Source organism: Halorarum halophilum (genome assembly GCF_013401515.1).
GTDB classification, from domain to species: Archaea; Halobacteriota; Halobacteria; order Halobacteriales; family Haloferacaceae; genus Halorarum; species Halorarum halophilum.
In genome coordinates this window covers 602,749-622,216 of record NZ_CP058529.1, presented here as the reverse complement: position 1 = coordinate 622,216, position 19,468 = coordinate 602,749, and the positions used below count along the sequence as shown (strand labels likewise).

At 69.5% G+C, this 19,468-nt stretch carries 20 protein-coding genes; 14 read left to right on the top strand and 6 right to left on the bottom strand.

The genetic code is table 11. From position 1 onward, the window contains the following. Positions 1 to 137 precede the first annotated feature (137 nt). The gene (locus HUG10_RS03275) at positions 138 to 920 is read right to left on the bottom strand and encodes an alpha/beta fold hydrolase (RefSeq protein ID WP_179168193.1); all 783 of its coding nucleotides are present in this window, start codon (positions 918 to 920) and stop codon (positions 138 to 140) included. 154 nt (positions 921 to 1,074) lie between these two features. Between HUG10_RS03275 and HUG10_RS03270 the strand changes: the two genes are divergently transcribed. The 3 genes from HUG10_RS03270 to HUG10_RS03260 all read left to right on the top strand — a co-directional run bounded on the left by HUG10_RS03270 (position 1,075) and on the right by HUG10_RS03260 (position 4,445). Beyond that, complete coding sequence (locus HUG10_RS03270; RefSeq protein WP_179168192.1) at positions 1,075 to 1,323, top strand: DUF7127 family protein; 249 nt, start codon at positions 1,075 to 1,077, stop codon at positions 1,321 to 1,323. Beyond that, positions 1,320 to 3,578, top strand: coding sequence for a CDC48 family AAA ATPase (locus tag HUG10_RS03265; RefSeq protein ID WP_179168191.1), 2,259 nt, complete (start codon positions 1,320 to 1,322; stop codon positions 3,576 to 3,578). The genes HUG10_RS03270 and HUG10_RS03265 overlap by 4 nt, the downstream gene beginning before the upstream one ends. Positions 3,579 to 3,884: 306 nt before the next feature. Continuing rightward, on the top strand, positions 3,885 to 4,445 hold the full coding sequence (locus tag HUG10_RS03260; RefSeq protein WP_179168190.1) for a DUF5806 family protein: 561 nt from the start codon (positions 3,885 to 3,887) through the stop codon (positions 4,443 to 4,445). Positions 4,446 to 4,526: 81 nt separating this feature from the next. Here the strand turns inward: HUG10_RS03260 and HUG10_RS03255 are convergent, their stop codons facing one another. Next, positions 4,527 to 4,823 carry a hypothetical protein gene (locus HUG10_RS03255; RefSeq protein ID WP_179168189.1) on the bottom strand — a complete coding sequence of 99 codons (297 nt, stop codon included), beginning with the start codon at positions 4,821 to 4,823 and terminating at the stop codon, positions 4,527 to 4,529. Between the two features lie 67 nt (positions 4,824 to 4,890). Continuing rightward, on the bottom strand, positions 4,891 to 5,961 hold the full coding sequence (locus tag HUG10_RS03250; RefSeq protein ID WP_179168188.1) for an Mrp/NBP35 family ATP-binding protein: 1,071 nt from the start codon (positions 5,959 to 5,961) through the stop codon (positions 4,891 to 4,893). A 146-nt stretch (positions 5,962 to 6,107) separates the two neighbouring features. Between HUG10_RS03250 and moaA the strand changes: the two genes are divergently transcribed. From moaA to HUG10_RS03225, 5 genes are all read left to right on the top strand, one after another. After that, on the top strand, positions 6,108 to 7,076 hold the full coding sequence (gene moaA, locus HUG10_RS03245; protein WP_179168187.1) for a GTP 3',8-cyclase MoaA: 969 nt from the start codon (positions 6,108 to 6,110) through the stop codon (positions 7,074 to 7,076). A 98-nt stretch (positions 7,077 to 7,174) separates the two neighbouring features. After that, positions 7,175 to 7,564, top strand: coding sequence for a hotdog domain-containing protein (locus HUG10_RS03240; protein ID WP_179168186.1), 390 nt, complete (start codon positions 7,175 to 7,177; stop codon positions 7,562 to 7,564). Positions 7,565 to 7,642: 78 nt separating this feature from the next. After that, positions 7,643 to 7,837, top strand: coding sequence for a hypothetical protein (locus HUG10_RS03235; RefSeq protein ID WP_179168185.1), 195 nt, complete (start codon positions 7,643 to 7,645; stop codon positions 7,835 to 7,837). Beyond that, entirely contained in the window at positions 7,834 to 8,667 is an 834-nt protein-coding gene (locus HUG10_RS03230) for a BKACE family enzyme (RefSeq protein ID WP_179168184.1), read from the top strand. Before HUG10_RS03235 ends, HUG10_RS03230 begins: the two co-directional genes overlap by 4 nt. A gap of 47 nt (positions 8,668 to 8,714) precedes the next feature. Further along, positions 8,715 to 10,109 carry an amidase gene (locus tag HUG10_RS03225; protein WP_179168183.1) on the top strand — a complete coding sequence of 465 codons (1,395 nt, stop codon included), beginning with the start codon at positions 8,715 to 8,717 and terminating at the stop codon, positions 10,107 to 10,109. Here the strand turns inward: HUG10_RS03225 and HUG10_RS03220 are convergent. After that, positions 10,102 to 10,596, bottom strand: a complete 495-nt coding sequence (locus HUG10_RS03220) for a DUF456 domain-containing protein (protein WP_179168182.1) — start codon at positions 10,594 to 10,596, stop codon at positions 10,102 to 10,104. The genes HUG10_RS03225 and HUG10_RS03220 overlap by 8 nt on opposite strands. A 194-nt stretch (positions 10,597 to 10,790) precedes the next feature. After that, the gene (gene tmcA, locus HUG10_RS03215) at positions 10,791 to 13,025 is read right to left on the bottom strand and encodes a tRNA(Met) cytidine acetyltransferase TmcA (protein ID WP_179168181.1); all 2,235 of its coding nucleotides are present in this window, start codon (positions 13,023 to 13,025) and stop codon (positions 10,791 to 10,793) included. 165 nt (positions 13,026 to 13,190) lie between these two features. On the opposite strand from tmcA, the gene HUG10_RS03210 reads away from it, so the two are divergent. The 6 genes from HUG10_RS03210 to HUG10_RS03185 all read left to right on the top strand — a co-directional run bounded on the left by HUG10_RS03210 (position 13,191) and on the right by HUG10_RS03185 (position 19,212). Then, positions 13,191 to 13,520: a 4Fe-4S dicluster domain-containing protein gene (locus tag HUG10_RS03210; protein WP_179168180.1), complete on the top strand. Its 330-nt coding sequence runs from the start codon at positions 13,191 to 13,193 to the stop codon at positions 13,518 to 13,520. A 164-nt stretch (positions 13,521 to 13,684) separates the two neighbouring features. Then, positions 13,685 to 14,536, top strand: a complete 852-nt coding sequence (locus HUG10_RS03205) for an electron transfer flavoprotein subunit beta/FixA family protein (RefSeq protein WP_179168179.1) — start codon at positions 13,685 to 13,687, stop codon at positions 14,534 to 14,536. A gap of 2 nt (positions 14,537 to 14,538) precedes the next feature. Continuing rightward, entirely contained in the window at positions 14,539 to 16,278 is a 1,740-nt protein-coding gene (locus tag HUG10_RS03200) for an electron transfer flavoprotein subunit alpha/FixB family protein (RefSeq protein WP_179168178.1), read from the top strand. Beyond that, a complete protein-coding gene (locus HUG10_RS03195; protein WP_179168177.1) occupies positions 16,271 to 17,959 on the top strand; it encodes an FAD-dependent monooxygenase in 1,689 nt (562 codons plus the stop codon). The genes HUG10_RS03200 and HUG10_RS03195 overlap by 8 nt, the downstream gene beginning before the upstream one ends. Continuing rightward, positions 17,956 to 18,369, top strand: a complete 414-nt coding sequence (locus HUG10_RS03190; RefSeq protein WP_179168176.1) for a hypothetical protein — start codon at positions 17,956 to 17,958, stop codon at positions 18,367 to 18,369. Before HUG10_RS03195 ends, HUG10_RS03190 begins: the two co-directional genes overlap by 4 nt. Before the next feature lie 108 nt (positions 18,370 to 18,477). Beyond that, complete coding sequence (locus HUG10_RS03185) at positions 18,478 to 19,212, top strand: GNAT family N-acetyltransferase (RefSeq protein ID WP_179168175.1); 735 nt, start codon at positions 18,478 to 18,480, stop codon at positions 19,210 to 19,212. On the opposite strand, the gene HUG10_RS03180 is transcribed toward HUG10_RS03185, so the two are convergent. Next, positions 19,209 to 19,373, bottom strand: a complete 165-nt coding sequence (locus HUG10_RS03180; RefSeq protein ID WP_179168174.1) for a hypothetical protein — start codon at positions 19,371 to 19,373, stop codon at positions 19,209 to 19,211. The two genes, HUG10_RS03185 and HUG10_RS03180, sit on opposite strands and share 4 nt — an antisense overlap. Between the last annotated feature and the right edge of the window lie 95 nt (positions 19,374 to 19,468).

Genomic DNA, 19,468 nt, shown 5'->3' with positions numbered 1-19,468 from the left:
GCGGTTCGACGGCCGCTCGTGCGACCGTTTCGACGACGGACGTGCGGCCGACCGTCCCCGCGCCGTGAACTGCGCAACTGCGAGCTACGCCGGAGTGACGTTCACTTCACACGTGAGGGTGGTCCCGCTCTCCCGTTTCAACCTTCGTCCCCGATCCGATCGAGGAACGTCTCCACAGCCTCGTTGAACGCCTCGGGAGCCTCCAGCATCGCGAGGTGGGCGGCGTCCTCGACGACGGCTATGTCGCAATCGGGCATGTTGTCGGCCAGGAACTCGTGGTACCGCAGTGGTGTCATCTTGTCGTGCTCGCCGACGACGGCTAGCGCGGGGACGTCGAGTTCCCCGAGCCTGTCGCGGACGTCGAACGCGTGGCAGGTACGGAAGTCGCGTTCCGTGACGGCGCGCCCGGCCTGCCGCATCGCCCCCTTCGAGAGTTCGAGGGACTGCTCGTCGGGATCGTGGAACAACCTGTCGGGTGCGTGGAGGAACTCGATCGCCCGGTCGAAGTCGTCCCCGAGCCACGCCAACAGGTCGTCGAGAACTGCGAGTTTCGCGCCGGTCCCGGTGAGCACGAGCCCGTCGAGAGGGAGACCACGTTCGAGGGCGGTCCACATCGCCACGGCACCGCCCAGCGAGTTACCGACGAGGATGCTCGCGTCCGTCTCCTCGGCGACCGCGACGACGTCCTCGACGTACGCTTCCAGGGCGTCGGGACCTGCCGACGAGGCGACGTCCTCGCTCTCGCCGTGGCCGCTGAGGTCAAGCGCGACAATCGGTGCCCTGTCGGCGAGTCGAGACTGGGACTTCCACGCCCCCGCGGAACCCCCGCTCCCGTGGATACACAGCAGTCCCGGCCCGTCACCTCCTCTGTCGGAAACACGGTAGGCAGTCTCGCGACCGTGGTGCGCGATTCGCTCCATGTCTGTACTCGTCGTGGCTGTGTGATAAAATGACAGGGGGCGGGCCGGGATGAACCGCAACACGACCGCAATTGTGCGATAACCACCGTCGTACCGCGGTTCGCCGACGGAAGATTTAAATAGGAAGGTGCATTACCTGGAGTTAGGATTCGTCATGAACCAACGCCAATTCAACGGGGAAACCGAGCGGTTCGTGCGTCGCTACGACTACGACGACACGACCGTGCTCGCCGCCGATCTCGACATCGACGAGGAGGACGTGTACGTCGACACCGTCGACGACACCGCCATCGTCGTCCTGCAGCGTGAGGACGGCGATGAGGAGTTCGAGATCGATCTCCCCGGCACGGCCGCAAACATTGACACGCAGAACGGCGTACTCACTATCACGATCACCCAATGAAACTAACTGTCAAACCACTGAAGCAGAAGGACGCGGGGCGGCGCCTCGCAGCGATCGACCGCGTCGCGGCCGAGGAACTGGAGCTCTCGGGCGGCGATTACATCCGCCTCGAGGGTGACTCGACCGCTATCGCGCGGGTGTGGCCCGGCTACCCCGAGGACGACGACACGGGCGTCGTCCGCATCGACGGTCAGCTACGGCAGGAGGCCGGCGCCGGCATCGACGACCGCGTCGAGGTCGAACCCGCCGACGTCGAGCCGGCCGAGCGCATCACCATCGCGCTCCCCCAGCAGTTCGGCATCCGCGGGAACGTCGGCTCGATCATCCGCGACAAGCTCTCGGGCCAGCCGGTCACGCAGGGGCAGACCATCAGGTTCCCCCTCGGGCTCGGCCTCATGGGCGGCGGCTCGCAGGCGGTCCCGCTGAAGATCGCCTCGACCCAGCCGTCCGGCACGGTCGTCATCACGGACTCGACCGACGTCGACATCTCCGAGAAGCCGGCCGAGGAGATCGCCGAGGCCTCCACGTCGGGCGCGGAGTCGCCGGACGTGGCCTACGAGGACATCGGCGGACTCGACGACGAACTCGAGCAGGTCCGCGAGATGATCGAACTGCCGATGCGCCACCCCGAGCTGTTCAAGCGGCTCGGCATCGAGCCGCCGAAGGGCGTGCTGCTCCACGGCCCGCCGGGCACCGGGAAGACGCTCATCGCGAAGGCCGTCGCCAACGAGATCGACGCGCACTTCCAGACCCTGTCGGGCCCCGAGATCATGTCGAAGTACTACGGGGAGTCCGAGGAGCAGCTCCGCGAGGTGTTCGAGGAGGCCGAGGAGAACGCCCCCGCGATCGTCTTCATGGACGAGCTGGACTCCATCGCGCCCAAGCGCGAGGAGGCGGGCGGCGACGTGGAACGCCGCGTCGTGGCCCAGCTGCTCTCGCTGATGGACGGGCTCGAGGAGCGCGGCGAGGTCGTCGTCATCGGCGCGACCAACCGTGTCGACGCGATCGACCCGGCGCTACGCCGCGGCGGGCGCTTCGACCGCGAGATCGAGATCGGCGTCCCGGACCGGGACGGCCGCAAGGAGATCCTGCAGGTCCACACGCGGAACATGCCGCTCTCCGAGGGCGTGGACATCGACGAGTACGCGGAGTCCACCCACGGGTTCGTCGGCGCCGACCTCGAGTCGCTTGCGAAGGAAGCCGGTATGAACGCCCTGCGGCGCATCCGCCCGCAGCTCGACCTCGACGCGGAGGAGATCGACGCCGAGGTGCTCGACTCCATCGAGGTCAACGAGTCCGACATGAAGGAGGCGATGAAGGGCATCGAGCCCTCCGCGCTCCGGGAGGTGTTCGTCGAGGTGCCGGACGTCACCTGGGCCGACGTCGGCGGTCTCGAGGCGACCAAGGAACGGCTCCGCGAGACGATCCAGTGGCCCCTCGAGTACCCCGAGGTGTTCGAGGCGATGGACATGCAGTCGGCCAAGGGCGTGATGATGTACGGCCCGCCCGGTACGGGGAAGACCCTGCTGGCGAAGGCCATCGCCAACGAGTCGGAGTCGAACTTCATCTCGGTCAAGGGGCCTGAGCTCCTGAACAAGTTCGTCGGCGAGTCGGAGAAGGGCGTGCGCGAGGTGTTCAGCAAGGCGCGCGAGAACGCCCCCACCGTCATCTTCTTCGACGAGATCGACTCGCTCGCGACCGAGCGCGGCACCAACACGGGCGACTCGGGCGTCTCCGAGCGCGTCGTCTCGCAGCTCCTGACGGAGCTCGACGGCCTCGAGACGCTGGAGGACGTGGTCGTCATCGCGACGACGAACCGCCCGGACCTCATCGACTCGGCGCTGCTCCGCCCCGGCCGGCTCGACCGCCACGTCCACGTGCCGGTCCCGGACGAGGAGGGCCGCCGGGCCATCTTCCAGGTCCACACCGAGGAGAAGCCGCTGGCCGACGACGTCGACCTCGACTCGCTGGCCCGCCGGACGGACGGCTACGTCGGCGCCGACATCGAGGCCGTCTGCCGCGAGGCGTCGATGAACGCCTCCCGCGAGTTCATCGAGTCGGTGAAGCCCGAGGAGATCGCCGACTCGGTCGGCAACGTCCGCATCACGATGGACCACTTCGAGTCGGCACTGGACGAGGTGAAGCCCTCCGTCACCCCCGAGACGATCGAGCGCTACGAAGAGATCGAGAAGCGCTTCCGGCAGGCCGACACAGCCGAGCCCGAGGAGGGCGAACTGGGCCGGACGTTCCAGTAAATCCTCTCTAGCGGTCTCCCCTCTCGGCCGCCTTCGGCGGTTTCGCTCGTCGACCCCCGTGGTTCACGCCCCGTTCTCTTCCCTTGCGTTCGCCACCGAGGGTGTTCCATCACGCTTCCCACGACCGACGCGATACCGGACTCTGGACTGGGAACCAGTAGCAGACGATTCGGCCAGGTTCCGCCGGTCGTAGGGGGGTTCGAAGACCACGTATCCGCTCCGATTCCGAGTACCCGATTCGGGCGGTAGAAAGGCGTATACAGCTGTAGGTCCTGTTTCTGTCGCGGGCAACCGCACGAAACAACCATGCCCGACGACACGAAAGCGACCGTTCCGAGTACCAACGGTGACCGGCGACGCTTCGAGCGACTCGACGGCGCCGATAACGACCGAGTGGACGTGTTCCTTAGGGGCCGGGTGGCGTTCACGGCACGTGAGTGGGCCGTCGCGAGGCTGTGTGCCGACTTCCGGACGAAGACCGGGGTCGAGATGACGAAGGTCGGCGAACAACTGCCGGAGCTCGTGCCCTTCCTCGACGACACGTACACACGCCAGGCGGTCTATCAGGCCAGGCGGGACTTCGAGGGGAAGGTGCGGACGGCCGGTGCGACGTTCCTCTACGGCGCGATGAGCGACTTCCTCACCGCCGACGAGCTAGACGACGTGATGTTCGAGGCGACCGAGGTCGCCAAGTTCCTGATCGAGGTCGAAGGAGCGACGCTGGCCTACGACGAGGAGATCGCCAGCGAGAAGCGCGTTCGAGCCGCGATGCGGGCGGTCCACGAGGCGAGCGTCGAACTCCGGTACGACCGGTGTCCTCACTGCGGCGAGACCATCGGGTCCGACGACCCGGACGAAACCGACTGATCGGTCCAGTCCGGACCACCGGAACGCCGCGGTCGTCATCACGGTCTCGACGTCTGTTCCCACCAGCCGTCCACAGTCGTCCTACTCCCGTTCCAGCCCGCCGCGCTCCTTGATCTGCATGATCCGCCTGACGTTGAGGTAGATCTCCTCGGGCGAGGTGTCCTCGTCGGGGTCGTACAGGTCCGAGACGCGGTAGAGGATGGCCGAGAGCTGTTTCGACTCGCTCGACTCGCCGCGCACGTCCTCCGCGACCTGCCGGAGAAACCGGCGCCGGTCGGCGTCGGGGACGAACTCGGCGTCGGACTCCGGCGCGAGCGCCCAGTCCTCCTCCTGCAGGTCGGGCGGGAGTTCGTCATCGGGAGAATCGGGGTCGGTCATGTCGCGTCCCTGGTCGGCCCGCGCCTAAGCCCTTACTGAGTCCGTTACGACGGAGCGTCGCGGTCACCTACTGCGTCGGCGCGTCGCGGGAGGCGCGCTGGCTCGCCCGCCGGCGCTGGACGACGCCGACGTTGTTGGCGACGTTCTCGGTGACGAGCTTGAACGCGTCCGCCGTCTCCGAGTCCTCGCGCAGCACGATGGGCTTCCCGCCGTCGCCGCCCTTCCGGACCGCCGGGTCGAGCGGGACGCCGCCGAGGAACGGCAGGTCGTTGTCCGCCGCGAACGCCTTCCCGCCGCCCTTGCCGAACACGTCGTGTTCGCTGCCGCAGTCCGGGCAGACGAAGCCGCTCATGTTCTCCACGATGCCGAGCACGTTCGTCTCGTGCTTGCCGAACATCCGCAGCCCCTTGTTCGCGTCGTCGAGCGCGACGTCCTCGGGCGTCGTGACGATGACGGCGCCCGTGAGCGGGAGCGTCTGGAGGATGGTGAGCTGCGTGTCGCCCGTCCCCGGCGGGAGGTCGAGCACCATGTAGTCGAGGTCACCCCACTCCACGTCCTCGACGAGCTGGGTCAGCACCTTGTGGACCATCGGGCCGCGCCAGATGACCGGGTCGTCCTCGCCGACGAGGAACGCCATGCTCATCAGGCGCATCCCGTACTTCTCCGGCGGCACGATGGTGTCCTCGCCCGTCGCGCGCGGCGCCTCGTCGGCGTCGACCATCCGCGGGACGTTCGGACCGTACACGTCGGCGTCGAACAGGCCCACGCGCGCGCCGAGCTTCGAGAGCCCGGCCGCGAGGTTCACGGCGACCGTGGACTTGCCGACGCCCCCCTTCCCGGAGGCGACGGCGATGACGTTCGTCACGCCGGGGAGCACCTGATCCTCCTCGCCGACGTCGGAGGGGAGGCTGGCCGAGAGGTCGATCTCGTAGTCGGTCCCCGAGAGCGCCTCGCGGACCCGTCCGGCCATGTCCGTCTCGTCGGGCGAGTACGGCGCGCCGAGCGCGAGTGACACGCGGACGACGCCCGCCTCGTCGTCCACCTCTACCGCGTTAACCAGCCCGAGCGAGACGATGTCGTCGCCGAGCGCCGGGTCCTCGACGGTCGCGAGGCGGTCGCGAACCGTTGCTTCGTCCATGTTCCACCTTCAGCGAGCCCCGCGAATAAGGGTTGTGAAGGGGTCACACCGAACTCGCTCGCGACGCCGATCTGTAACCATATCTGATTACAATCTCACCCGATTGCACCACAAGTTCAAGTCCCTCCGCGAGAATTCTCGGCTATATGCAGGCCCCGCTGGAGGACGACTTCGGACGTGCGGTGACCGGGGTTCGCGTCTCGCTTACCGACCGGTGCAACTTCGACTGCGTCTACTGTCACAACGAGGGCCTCGGGGACACGCGCGGGCCGATGGACGCCCAGGAAAACGAGATGACCGCCGACGACGTGGTCACCTTTCTGGAGGTCGCAGCCGAGTTCGGTGTCGACTCGGTAAAGTTGACCGGCGGGGAGCCGATGCTCCGCGAGGACCTCGAGGAGATCATCCGCCGGACCCCCGACTCGATGGAGACGTCGATGACGACGAACGGCACGTTCCTCCCCGGACGCGCGGAGGACCTCGTGGACGCAGGTCTCGACCGCGTGAACGTCTCGCAGGACGCGCTCGACCCGGAGGCGTTCGGGGAGATCACGAAGTCGGGCGCCTACGAGAAGGTAATGGAGGGGGTGGAGGCGGCACTCGACGCCGGGCTGGCTCCGGTGAAGTTGAACATGGTCGTCTTCGAACACACGGCCGGGTACGTCGAGGGGATGGTCGAACACGTCGCGGAGAACGACGGACTCCAGCTCCAGCTCATCGAGTACATGCCGGAGCTCACTGGCAGGCCCGAGTGGAACATCGACATCGGACGCGTTCACGACTGGCTCGCCGACATCGCCGACCGCGTTGAGCGACGGGAGATGCACGACCGGAAGCGCTACTTCGTGAACGGCGGGATGGTCGAGATCGTCGACCCCGTCGAGAACGCCGGCTTCTGCGCCAACTGCGGCCGCGTCCGCGTCACCCACGAGGGCTACCTGAAGGGCTGTCTCAACCGCAACGACGACCTGAAGTCGATGGGCGAGATGACGAAGCCGGAGATCCGCGAGGCGTACCGCCAGGTCGTCGCGGATCGGGTCCCGTACTACGGCGAGTACCTCGTCGAGAACGACCGGGGCGAGTACGAGATCAACGAGAAGTACATCGGCGCGTAGGACCCTCGATCGGAGCGACTCCGACGGCGAGCGCTTCCCTACGTCCGTCGAGTTCGCGCACCCACCACGTTCTTCCTCCGGCGGTTCGACGCGCCCTCATGAACCCGGCAGACCTCCCCGAGGAGGGAACCGTCGTCCGCCACGAGCGCACCTTCACCCGGGAGGAGGTCCGGGAGTTCGCCGACCTCTCGGGCGACCGCGGCACCCACCACGAGGAACGGGACGAGCAGGGTCGCCTGCTCGTCCACGGCCTGCTCACCGCGACGCTGCCGACGAAGATCGGCGGGGACCTCGACGTGCTCGCCCGGGAGATGACCTTCGAGTTCCGCCGACCGGTCCACACCGGCGAGCGCATCGTCTGCGAGGTGACCGTGGCGGACGTCGAGCACGGCGACGGTCGCGCGGACGTCACCGCCCCGTTCGTCTGCCACAACGGGGACGGGGAACTCGTCCTCTCGGGCTCGTTCGACGGCGTCGTGTTCGCCTGAGCGGCGCTCCCGCCCCGCTGCGGTAACACGTGTGTCACCGACGGTCACACCTAAACGGTCGGCGGCCGCAGTGTGGGTATGACGTGCCCGCACCTGGAGTACCGCGAGGGCGACGGGAGTCGGGAGTTCGAGACGGCCCGAGCGTTCTGCACCGTGGCGGAGAGGTTCGTCCAGCCGGTCCGCGCCGACATCTGTACCGAACGCTACGACCTCGACCCAGAGGCAGACTGCGAGTACTTCCGCGAACACGAGGGGCTCGACTGGGACGAATGACGTACCAGGAGTACCTCGACGGCAAACCAGTCGTCGTCACGGCGGCGCTGACCGGCGGGATCCACGGGAAGGAAACCCACCCGGGATTGCCCGAGACGCCCGAGGAGATCGCCGCCGCCGCGGCCGCCTGCGAGGAGGCCGGCGCGGCCATCGTCCACCTGCACGCCAGGCGGGACAACGGCGAGCGCGCGTTCTCGACCGAGCGGTTCCAGGCGGTGACCGACGCCGTGCGCGACGCGACCGACGACCTCGTCATCCAGCACTCGACGGGCGGCACCGCCGCGCCGGACGCGCTCCGGGCCGAACCGCTCCGGACCGACCCCGCACCGGAGATGGCCAGCCTCGACATGGGTCCGATGAACCGCGGGCGACGGCTCACCAGCGAGAACACCCGCGACACCATCGACGGCCTCCACGCGGAGATGCGCGAGCGGGGGATCAAGCCCGAACTCGAGGTGTTCAACGACGGCCACCTCAACGAGTCGTTCCGCATCCTCGACGACCTCGCGGATCCGCCGTACCTGAATCTCATCTTCGGGCCGGGGACGCTCTCCCCGCCCTCGCCGGCCAACCTCCAGCACATGGTCGACCAGCTCCCCGACCGCGCGGAGTTCAACGTGATCGGGTTCGGACCGCACCAGCTCCCGCTCACCACGCAGTCGCTGCTGCTCGGCGGGCACGTCCGCGTCGGGCTGGAGGACAACAGCTACTACCGGAAGGGCGAGCGCGCCACGAACGAGGCGCTCGTCGCTCGTTCGGTTCGCATCGCCGAGGAACTCGGACGGCCGGTCGCCTCGCCGGCGGAGGCCCGCGACCTACTCGGGCTGTAGTCGTCAGCTGCCAGAACTGTTTTCATCCCCCACCCGAAGGCAGGGATATGACCGAGGGAGCGTGGGACGAGCAGGAGGAGGCGGCCCGGCGGTTCGTCGAACGCGCGCGGTCGCTGCCCGGGGACGATACCTACCCCGCGTTCCCGCCCGCCGAACCGGTCGGCAGGGCCGACCCGTACGGCGCGTTCGCCACGGCACTCGAGACGCCGGAGTCGGTGGACGGGCCGCTCTCCGACCTCGATTTGGCGACGAAGGACAACGTCGCCGTGAGGGGCGTGACCCACCGCGCCGGTACCGGCCGACTCGCCTGGGAGCCGGACCACGACGCGACGGTCGTCGAGCGACTGCGCGTCGCGGGCGCCGACCTCGTCGGGACTACGCGGATGGACCCGTTCGCACTCGGCGTCACCGGCGAGGGCTGCGTCGCGGGCCGGACGGAGAACCCGGCCGTCGCCGGCGCGGTTCCCGGCGGGTCCTCCAGCGGGAGCGCCGCGGCGGTCGCGGGCGGGCTGGCGGACGCGGCGCTCGGCACGGACACGGCCGGGAGCGTCCGCGTACCGGCGTCGTTCTGCGACCTCGTCGGCGTGAAGCCGACGTTCGATCTGGTCCCCCGGACCGGCGTGCTCGACCTCGCACCGACGCTCGACCACGTCGGCGTCCTCGCCCGCGACGTGGGGACGGCGGCCCGCGTGCTCGGCGCACTCGGCGGCGGCGACCCGCTCCGTCCCGCCACCGCTCACACGGACCCCGTCAGGCCAACGGGAACGCTCGATTCGGAACTCGGTCGCCTCCGCGTCGGCGTCCCAGAGGAGTTCGTCGCGGCGGCCGACCCGGGCGTGCGGGCCACCGTCGAGGGGACGCTCGCCGACCTGGCCGGCCGCGCGGGCGTGACGGTGGAGCGCCTCGACTTCCCAGAGCACGGGGACGCCGGATTCGTCAACCAGCTCCACACCCTCCGGGAGTTCGCCCGGCTCCGGGCCGGCGGCGGTCAGCCGCTCGGAAACGGGCGCTTCCCGGACGCCCGCACCGCGCTCGCGACCTCGCTCTCCGACGCCGAGGTCCCTCCGCGCGTCCACCGCCTCGCGGCCATCGGGGAGGCGTTGCGGCGCGAGGGACGCGACGCCTACGCGGCGGGGTGGGACGCACGTCGCCGACAGGTCCGCCGGACCCGTTCCTGCTTCGACCGCGTGGACGTGCTCGCCGCACCGACGACGCCGATGACGGCCCCGGAATTCGGGGCGGTCGGCGGGGAGGACCGCCACGAGGTCTCGGTCCCCGAGGTGGTCGCGAACACGGCGCCGTTCAACAACACCGGCTCCCCGGCCGTTTCCGTCCCGTGCAGCCGTGCGGACGGGGCGCCGGTCGGCATCCAGTTCGCCGCACCTCGCGGAGAGGACGCGCTGGCGCTCCGGGCCGCGCTCGCCGTGGAGCGGCTCAGCTGAGCAGGAGCACGAACGTGACGAATCCCACGAGCATCGAGAGCGTCAGGAGGAACTGCGCCACCGTGGAACCGAGCAGCCCGGCGACCGTCCACACGGAGGCGACCACGGCCTCCCGCGGCTCCTTCCCGGCGCGCAGTTCGGCCAGGACGACGACGGCGACGACGCCAACCACGACGCCCAGCGGGCCGAGGACGAACAGGAGGAGGACGGACGACAGTCCAGCGAGGATCATTGTCTCGGTCTCGGCGCCGCCCGCCTTCGACGCGAGCGCGCCACCGAAGTGCTCCACCAGCGCCGTGACGAGCCCGACGACGGTGAACCCCGCGAGGAGCCAGAGGCCCATGTCCTCCCCGGCGCCCGGGGCGAAGAAGTAGTAGCCGTAGACGCCCGCCAGCGCGGTCAGGCCGGACGGGACAAGCGGCAGCAGGCTTCCCGCGACGGCCACGAGGAGGAGCAGGAGGGCGACCCCGGTGACCAGATCGACCATGGTGGCCCCGACGACCCGGACCCCGATGAATCTCCCGGCCAGGGTGGTTCCAGGGACGTCGTTTCAGTGGCGGTGGCATCGAAGTACGTCGGTTCGGTCCCAAATCGGTTCGGGGATATCTCGACCCGGCCGCGACAGTAGGACGTACCAACCCGTCCACGACTACTCGAATCTCCCAAATCGTACCGTTTCTTCTACTCGTACCGCTCCCGTTCCTCGAGCGCGACTTCGCCACCGTACTCGTCGACGAGGTGGCGGTACGCCGCCCCGAGCGATCGCATGCACTGCCCGGTCGAGACGAACTCCAGTTCGTCGGCGACCTGTTGCCAGGGACGGGCCTGGAGCACTTTCCGGACCAGAAGTCGCTCGGCGCGGGGGTCGAGCGGCGCGCGGTCGTCGAGCAGGTGTGCCATCGCGAGGCGGCGGAAGGGTCGCGGCGCGGCGTCGTACAGCCCCGGGCCGTAGGAGGCACCGACGACGACGCGCCACTCGTACTCGGAGAGGTCGAGCAGCGGCGCGGCGTCGGCGTCGCAGGCGCGGAGGGCCCCCCGAACGACGTCGGCGTCGACGTCCCGGAGCGCGTCCGAGAGCGCCGCCTCGACCCGGCCCCGGAACCGGCCCGCGTTGCGGTCGTGGAGGGCGACCCCGGCGTCGGTCACGGGCCTGAGCATCACGGCCGAGTGCTCGCCGCTGGCCTCGTTCCTGGTGGTCGCGAGGTGGACCGTCCGGTAGCCGTTCCGGCGCCAGAAGCGGAGCAGTTCGGGCGTCGCGCCGAAGCCGGTCCCGAGGTAGTCGACTTCGGCCCCGATCTCGTCGTGGATCCCGGAGAGGAGCCGCGAGCCGAGCCCCTCCGATCGGACCGCGTGGTGGGTCGCGATGCGCATCACGCGGTAGCCGACGGGCGCGGCCGCCTCGCGGTCCCGGAGCTGGCTCGTCAGCACGTCTGGGATCATGTTCCCCCTGACGCGGGCGCCGTCGTACATCGACTCCCGCGTCGATTCGTCGAGGCCGCCCTCCCGCGCGAGCAGCGCGACGGAGACTACGTGGCCGTCGTGGGTGAGCGCCCGGAGGGAGAGGTTCGGCGCGTCGAGCAGGCGGACGAGGTCGTCCGGTTCCGTCCGGTAGTGGGCGAGCACGAGCAGGCCGAACGCCTCCCCGAGGAGGTGCTCGTCCGACGCGAGTTCCTCCGCCGAGACGGCCCGGAAACGGGCCGACTCCGGGTCGGCGCCCTCGACCGCCTCGTCGACCGCGGGCCGCGCGTCGAGGAGCAGCGCCCTGAACGCCCAGGACTCCACCGGGTCGCCCCGGGCGTACCGGATCGGGTCCTCCAGGCGGAGTTCGGTCACGTCGTGGCGCGACCGCCGGAGCCGGTCGCGGAAGCGGACCGAGAACCCCCGGCCGGCGCCCTCGTAGCCGTGGACCGTCGTCACGAAAGCGACGGACGGGGCGTCGAGGAAGCGTTCGAGGAGCCGGACCGGGAGCGCGGCCGCCTCGTCGACCATCACGACGTCCGCCTCGGTCGCTTCCTCGACCGCGTCGGCGGGAGCGAGGAATCGGACTGTCCCTCCGGTTGTCGCACGCAGTCGCCGCTCCTCGTCGTCCGCCAGAACGCCCTCGGCGTCGAGGAGTTCGCGGGCGCGGTCGAACAGCGCCTCGGCGCCGCGGAATCCCGGTGCCGAGACCAGGACGTCACGGCCTTCGGCCGCGAGGCTCCCGGCAGCGAGCCCGGCGGCGCTCGACTTGCCTCGTCCTCGGTCGGCTTCGAGCACGACCGCGCTTCCGTTCTCGCGGAGACGTTCGAGCGACTGGACCGCCCGCGACTGGTCCCTCGTGAGACACGACGCGTAGGCGGCTTCGGGGAACGCGTGATCCGCCGGCGTCGTCGGTTCGGGCGATACCGGCGGAGCGCCCTCGCCCATGAGGCCGTCCCGTTCCAGCCGGTCGTCGTCCGTGTCGTAGATCGCGACTCCAGGGTGTTGACGGAGCGTCGTAACGAGGCGCCGCCGGAACCGGCTCGTCACGTCGTCGACGGTGTACGGCGGGACGGCGAGCGACTCGTCGAAGTCGTCCCGGCGGTCCGGCCAGTCGTCGAGCGGCGGCGCGAGGAGCAGGTAGAGGCCGCCGCCGTCGACCGCGCCGATCGTCTGGCCGAGCGCGTTCGCCGAGAACTCCTCGAAGGCGTCCAGGACGACGGCGTCCCGCGTCGTGCCGAGCAACCGGCGGGCGTGTTTCGGCCGCAGGCGGTCGTACGCGAACCCCTCCCGGGTCGTCAGGAGGGTGGCGTCGTCCGCGTCCACGTCGGCGGCGTCGAGGGCGGTGTAGGCGGCGTCGATGCAGGCGTCGCGGCCGCCGTGGACGACGAGGAGCCGTCGCTGGTCCGTCGCGCGTGCCTCCGTGCGGAGGGCCTCGACCGCCGCTGACAGCGACATGCTCCCCAGTAGCGGGGAGGGCGAGTTGGCTCTTTCCGTCCCCGTTCGTCGCCGACGTGCTGTCCGAGACGGATTCCGATCAGCGATCGATCCGTGTCCACGGCCGATTCGAGCAGGGATTTGCCGGGACTTTAATGAGGGTTGGAGGTCTGTGGTGAGGTAGCAATGGCCATCGACCCGAACTTCGAGGACAACCGTGAGGTAGCCGAGGAACACGAGGGCCACCAGGTGTGGGGACCGGTGGAGGAGCCGGAGACCCTCGGCATCCACGGTACGCACGTCGCGGTGGACTTCGACATCTGCCTCGGGGACGGCGCCTGTATCGACGACTGCCCGGTCGACGTGTTCGAGTGGGTCGACACGCCGGGCCACCCGGAGAGCGAACTGAAGGCGGACCCCGCGAACGAGGACCAGTGCATCGACTGCATGATCTGCGTCGACGTCTGCCCGGTGGACGCCATCGACGTCGACGCCGGCCGGGCCGGGCGGCTCTGACCGAGGCGTCGCCTCGGCCGGTGCGAGCGAGGACGGCAACCGAACGGCGGACCGTTCGAACCCCGAGTAGCGGCGCCTCCGGGTTCAGATCCGTCGATCTCGCCCGTTGGCGGAGCAACAGTTATTAATTTTCGTTAGAAACTCGGGGGCGACGAGTGTTTCCAATGCACACGGTAGTTCTGACGAAGGGCGTTCCCGACTTCCGCGAGGGGATGGTGTCGTTCGACGAGGACGGCCACCTCGAGCGCGGGAACACCCCGACGACGATGAATCCGAACGACGAGCACGCCCTTCGCGCGGCGTTGCAGACGCGCGTTCGGCACGGGGGACAGGTGGACGTGATGAGCATGGGCCCGCCGGGCTACAAGGACGTGCTGCGGGAGGCGATGGAGTCCGTGTACGCGGACGACCTCTACCTCATCTCGGACAAGCAGTTTGCCGCGGCCGACACCTGGGCGACGGCAATCACGCTCGCCACGGCGATCCAGCACCTCGGCGAGCCGAGCCTCGTCTTCGCGGGGTTCAAGACCGCCGACGGGGAGACGGGCCACACCGGGCCGCAGACGTGCTGGGGGCTCGACATGCCGATCATCACCCACGTCATCGCGCTCGACGTCGACCCCGAGGCCAAGCGGGTCCGCGCGAAGCGGCTCGTCGAGGGCGACGTCTCCGAGATCGAGACCGTCGAGGCGCCGCTACCGGCGTTCATCGTCGCCGACCCGGAGTTCGAGCCGTCCTACCGCACGGCCCGACACCGGCTCGAGCGAAAGCGCCTGCGGGCGGAGGCGCGCGAGCGGGCGGGGTCGTTCGAGGACCAGTTGACGATGTGGGACCACGAGGAACTGAACCTCGACCCGGACTACGTCGGACTGGACGGCTCGCCGACCATCGTGAGCTCCGTCGACCCCATCCCGAAGGCGCCCTCCGAGCGCGAGGCGACCGTCGTCGACCCCGAGGACGCCGACGCGATGGCCGGGCTCGTGGACGAACTCGCGCCGTACGCGGGGGGTGACTGACCGTGCCCCCGTTCGACCCCGCTGAGTACGACATCTCGGAACTCGGCCCCAAGGTCCAGGGCATCGACGACGTGGACGAGCTGGAGGAGCTACTCGAAGCCGAGGAGGCGGGCGAAGACCGCGCCCCCGTGCTCACCGTCATCCGGAGCCGCATCGAGAACCTCTCGGATGACGAGGAGGGCGGCGACGCGGAGTTCGACCTCTCGGAGATGAGCGCCGCCGAGGTGGGGAACGCGCTCCAGGACATCGACGACGTGGACCGCCTCCGGGACATCCTCGACCGCGAGGAGTCCGGCGAGGGCCGGGACTCGGTCGAGCGCCTCGTCCGCCGACGGATCGACTCGCTCGAAGGGGGCGAGGAGGAGGGCGAAGCGGAGGAACCGGAGAGCCCAGAGGAGCGCCACCCCGAACTCGACCACCCGACCGCGGACAAGCAGTACGTGAAGGCGCTCGCGGACGGCACCTACGGCGACATGTGGGTGTACTGTGAGACGCAGGCGGGCGACCTGCTCGACGTCTCCCGCGAGATGCTCGGGCACGCCCGGACGATGATGGACGGCTACAACGAGACGTACGTCGACGACGACGAGGACGACGAGCGCGTCGTCGCGGTGCTCATCGGCGACGACGTGGAGCGCCACGCGGAGGAGTGCATCGCGCTCGGCGCCGACGTGGTGGTGTACCACGAGGACGATCGCCTCGAACGCTTCCGCCACAAGCCGTACACTGAGATCTTCGCGGACATGGCACGATGGGGCGCGGACCCGCCGGCCCGGGACGGGTCCGAGGGTCATCCGGGCGAGGACGCCGACTGGCGCGAGTACGACGAACCGCGCTATACCCTCTACCCGGCGACGAACAACGGCCGGGACCTCTCCGCGCTGGCACAGGCCGAACTCGACTCGGGGCTCGCCTCCGACTGTTCGGGGCTGTACATCGAGGAGACGGTCATCTCGAACCCCGTCAAGACGGGCAGCGCGGGCTCGAACCGGACGTTCGAGCGCGTGCTCCACATGAAGCGCCCGGACTTCTCGGGGTTCGAGTACTCGACCATCCTCTGTCTCGACAACCCCGACCGGGAGTTCCACCCGCAGGGCGCCTCCGTCATCCCGGGGAGTTTCGACCTCCCGGAACCGGACGGGGACCGCGAGGGCATCGTGGTCGAACACGACGCCGACCTGGAGGAGGACTGGTTCCGCGTCGACGTGACCGAGTTCGACCGACTCGAGGGCGGCGTGGATCTCACCGGCCACGACGTCGTCGTCGCGGTCGGCAGGGGGATCGGCGACGATCCGACGCGGGGCATCGAACTCGCGGTCGAACTGGCCGACGCGTTCGAGGACGCCGACGTCGGCGTCTCGCGCGGCATCGTCACGGGGTCGTACAACTTCGACGGCCACGTCGAGCGGTACACCCAGGAGGAGCGGCAGATCGGCGAGACCGGACAGGTGATCGAACCGCAGATCTACATTGCAGCAGGCATCTCCGGCGCGGTCCAGCACAAGGTCGGCTGCGACGAGTCGGACACGATCATCGCGATCAACACCGACCCGGACGCGCGCATCTTCGACTGGTCCGACTACTTCATCGAGGGCGACCTGTTCGAGGTCCTCCCCGAACTCACGGCCGCGGTGAAGGCCGGGAAACTCGACGTCGCCGCCGACGGCGGGGTCGCCGAGGATGGACGGGACGGGCCCGACGGTGACGTCGCCGCGGATTCGGGGGGTGCGGACGATGACTGACGCCGTCGACGTGGACGCGGCCGACGCCGAGCACTTCGAGGCGGTCGTCGTCGGCGCCGGCCCGGGCGGCGCTGCCGCGGCCGCCGTCCTCGCGAACAACGGCGTCGAGACGCTCGTGCTGGAGCGGGGCGTCGAAGCCGGGTCGAAGAACGTCTCCGGCGGGCTCATCTACGCCGAGAGGTCGGCACCGTACACCATCGACGACCTGTTCCCGGACTTCCGGGAGGAGGCCAGCGAGCGCCCCGTCACCCGGAACTACATGGACAACATCGCGGGCGACAGGGTTCACACGGTCGACCTGAAGGATGTCCACGAACACGACACCCTCTGGTGCGACTCCGTGTTGCGCCGACCGATGGACTCCTGGCTGGCCGACCGCGTCCACGAGTTGACCGCCGAGACTGGGGGCGGCGTGCTCACCGGAGTCCGGGTCAACGGGCTCCTCCGTGAGGACGGGGAGATCGTGGGCGTCACCTGCGACGAACTCGACCCGATCCGCGCGGACGTCGTCGTCGCTGCCGACGGCGTGAACAGCGAACTGGCCCGGGCGGCGGGCCTGATGGACTGGGAGGAGCCCAACGAGTGGTTCCAGGGCGTGAAGGCCGTCGTGGACGTGGAGCCCGACGTCATCGCCGACCGGTTCGACGTGGCCGAAGACGAGGGGGTCGCCCGGCTGTTCGGCGGGGACCTGTTCGACGGCGTCCGCGGCGGCGGCTTCCTCTACACGAACCGCGACTCGCTGTCCATCGGGACGGTGTTCCACCTCGACAGCCTCGCCGCGGAGCGGGCGGAGCCGCACGAACTCCTCGACAACCTGCTCACCCACCCGCACCTCGGGCAGTGGCTCCCCGACGAGTACAGCGAGCGGGAGTACTCGGCGAAGCTCGTTCCTGACTCGAAGAAGGTGGCCCACGGGTCGCCCTTCCGCGACCGGCTGCTGCTGGTCGGCGACGCCGCCGGCCAGATGCAGGCGCAGGGGCCGATCATCAAGGGGATGAACCACGCCGTCACCGCCGGCGGACTCGCAGCGGAGGCGTACATCGAGGCCAGGTCGCGGAACGCCCCGTACAGCGCGGGGGACCTCTACGCGGACAAGCTCCGCGACGAGGGCGTGATGGACAAGCTCCGCCCGACGCGGTACGAGCTCTCCCGGCGCGTCAGCGAGTCGGACGCCGTCTCGGGCGCTCTCGACGGGCTGGTTCGTTCCTCGGTCGGTCGCCTCGGCCTCCGCGCCGCCGGCGGGCTCACGGGGCGCGTGTTCAACTCGCCGTTTGCGCTCGGGATGCTCCCGGACACTCACACCTCCTACGTCACCGTACCGACGGTGCTGGCCGAGGAACTCGGGGAGCCGGCCACCGCGGAAAACGACGCGACCCCGCCGACGCTGGAGGAGCGCATCGGCGAACTCACCTACGACACCGACGTGGGCAACCCCCACATCGAACTGGTCGACGAGTCGTACGAGGCCAGCGGCACAGCCGTCACCGCCTGCCCAGTCAGCGCCCGGGACTTCGGCGGGGGGTGCTACCGCGAGGAGACCGTCAGGACGGACGGGAGCGAGGAGCGCGTCGTGAGCCTCGACACCCAGCCCTGCGTCGAGTGCGGCACCTGCGCCATCGTCGCCGACACCGAGTGGACCCACCCCCGCGGCGGGAAGGGCGTGGAGTTCGACCAGGGATGACCGGGCGCGGCGCGACCGCCGACGGCGGAGACGGGGCGGCGGGCCTGGAGCGACCGCCCTCGATCGAGCGGCTTGCCGCGGAGGCTCGCGCGGAACGCGAGGACCGTGAATCCGCCGGGCCGCCGGCGAATCCGCCCGACTCCGAGGCAGCGCTTGCGGCAGCTCGGGACGGGCTCGGACCGGTCGTCGCGCGGTACATCGCCGCCCGGACGGGCGAACGGGAGCGGCTCTCGGGGCGACAGCTCGACCTGCTCCACCGGGCCACGAACGACTGGCTCGCGGTGTACGCGCTGGAACACGGCGTCGAGAGCGACCCGGACGCGACGGTCCGCGCCGCCGCGGAACTGGTCGTCGACACGCACGATATCGCGGCCACGGCGCGCCTGCTGACGGGCGTGGGGGACGAGTGAGTTCGCCACGCTGTGCCCGGAATTGGCGGTCACGCTGACGGCGACGGACCCCCTCGCCGGCACCGTTCGGCACGCACAGTTAAGTGCTGGTAATTGTTATCATTAATCATGGAGCTGACCGAGCGACTCTCGTTCGACGACGGCGACCGACAGGACCTGTACGAGTACGTCGAACAGCACGGGACCGTTCGCGAGGACGCCGCCCGACGGGCTCTAAACATGGACCCCACGGCGTTCGGCCACCACGTCACGGTGTTGCAGCGCGACGGCTACGTCCGCCGTGTGGACGGGAAGATCACCGTCGCCTACGGGGAGGAGGAGACGAGGGAGTACAGCGCGGACGGCGTCGACTACATGATCCGGCAAGCCGGACAGGAGGACCTCTCGGGGCTCGTTGACGTCATCCGGCGGGTCGCCGGCGACGGGAGCTACATCGAGGCAGAGACGGTCGCCGACGTGATCGAGTCCGAGGAGGTCGTCCTCCGGCACAACCAGCTCGGCTCGCGGCTGTTCTTCGTCGCGGTCGTGGACGACGACGTGGTCGGCTGGGTCCACCTGGACCTGCCGGAGGCCAGCAAGCTCTCCCACACCGCCGTGCTCACCGTCGGCCTGCTCTCCGAGTACCGCGGGAAGGGGATCGGCGAACGACTCCTCGAACGCGGCGAGGAGTGGGCCGGGGAACAGGGGTTCGAGAAGCTGTACAACAGCGTCCCGTCGACGAACGAGCACGCCATCGCGTTCCTCGAGGCCCACGGCTGGGAGACGGAGGCCGTCAGGTCGGACCACTACCGCATCGAGGATGAGTACGTGGACGAGGTGATGATGGCGAAACGGCTCGACTAGGGCCACTCGCCGTCCGCGTCGGCCAGCGGCTCCGCCACGACGCCGTCCTGCTGGACGAGCGCCCTGGCGTGGGCGGTACAGACCGACCGATCGGCCGCCCAGGGGACGTGGAGACGGACTGCGGCGACCGCCTCGCAGCCGTCCTCGGCGCATTCGGGCATCGGTCCACCCTTCTCGACCGACCGTAATCGATGTGTCGCCATCGACGATCGGTCACGCGAGCACGGCCACCGCTGACGGTAGCCGACGTTTTATT

Bases quoted from the DNA above. Each gene is read 5' to 3' on its own strand.
- tmcA (WP_179168181.1), bottom strand. From the start codon at position 13,025: ATGTCGCTGTCAGCGGCGGTCGAGGCCCTCCGCACGGAGGCACGCGCG.
- HUG10_RS03195 (WP_179168177.1), top strand. From the start codon at position 16,271: ATGACTGACGCCGTCGACGTGGACGCGGCCGACGCCGAGCACTTCGAG.
- HUG10_RS03220 (WP_179168182.1), bottom strand. From the start codon at position 10,596: ATGGTCGATCTGGTCACCGGGGTCGCCCTCCTGCTCCTCCTCGTGGCC.
- HUG10_RS03210 (WP_179168180.1), top strand. From the start codon at position 13,191: ATGGCCATCGACCCGAACTTCGAGGACAACCGTGAGGTAGCCGAGGAA.
- HUG10_RS03205 (WP_179168179.1), top strand. From the start codon at position 13,685: ATGCACACGGTAGTTCTGACGAAGGGCGTTCCCGACTTCCGCGAGGGG.
- HUG10_RS03225 (WP_179168183.1), top strand. From the start codon at position 8,715: ATGACCGAGGGAGCGTGGGACGAGCAGGAGGAGGCGGCCCGGCGGTTC.
- HUG10_RS03265 (WP_179168191.1), top strand. From the start codon at position 1,320: ATGAAACTAACTGTCAAACCACTGAAGCAGAAGGACGCGGGGCGGCGC.
- HUG10_RS03185 (WP_179168175.1), top strand. From the start codon at position 18,478: ATGGAGCTGACCGAGCGACTCTCGTTCGACGACGGCGACCGACAGGAC.
- HUG10_RS03270 (WP_179168192.1), top strand. From the start codon at position 1,075: ATGAACCAACGCCAATTCAACGGGGAAACCGAGCGGTTCGTGCGTCGC.
- HUG10_RS03250 (WP_179168188.1), bottom strand. From the start codon at position 5,961: ATGGACGAAGCAACGGTTCGCGACCGCCTCGCGACCGTCGAGGACCCG.
- HUG10_RS03190 (WP_179168176.1), top strand. From the start codon at position 17,956: ATGACCGGGCGCGGCGCGACCGCCGACGGCGGAGACGGGGCGGCGGGC.
- HUG10_RS03235 (WP_179168185.1), top strand. From the start codon at position 7,643: ATGACGTGCCCGCACCTGGAGTACCGCGAGGGCGACGGGAGTCGGGAG.
- HUG10_RS03275 (WP_179168193.1), bottom strand. From the start codon at position 920: ATGGAGCGAATCGCGCACCACGGTCGCGAGACTGCCTACCGTGTTTCC.
- HUG10_RS03240 (WP_179168186.1), top strand. From the start codon at position 7,175: ATGAACCCGGCAGACCTCCCCGAGGAGGGAACCGTCGTCCGCCACGAG.
- HUG10_RS03180 (WP_179168174.1), bottom strand. From the start codon at position 19,373: ATGCCCGAATGCGCCGAGGACGGCTGCGAGGCGGTCGCCGCAGTCCGT.
- HUG10_RS03230 (WP_179168184.1), top strand. From the start codon at position 7,834: ATGACGTACCAGGAGTACCTCGACGGCAAACCAGTCGTCGTCACGGCG.
- HUG10_RS03260 (WP_179168190.1), top strand. From the start codon at position 3,885: ATGCCCGACGACACGAAAGCGACCGTTCCGAGTACCAACGGTGACCGG.
- moaA (WP_179168187.1), top strand. From the start codon at position 6,108: ATGCAGGCCCCGCTGGAGGACGACTTCGGACGTGCGGTGACCGGGGTT.
- HUG10_RS03255 (WP_179168189.1), bottom strand. From the start codon at position 4,823: ATGACCGACCCCGATTCTCCCGATGACGAACTCCCGCCCGACCTGCAG.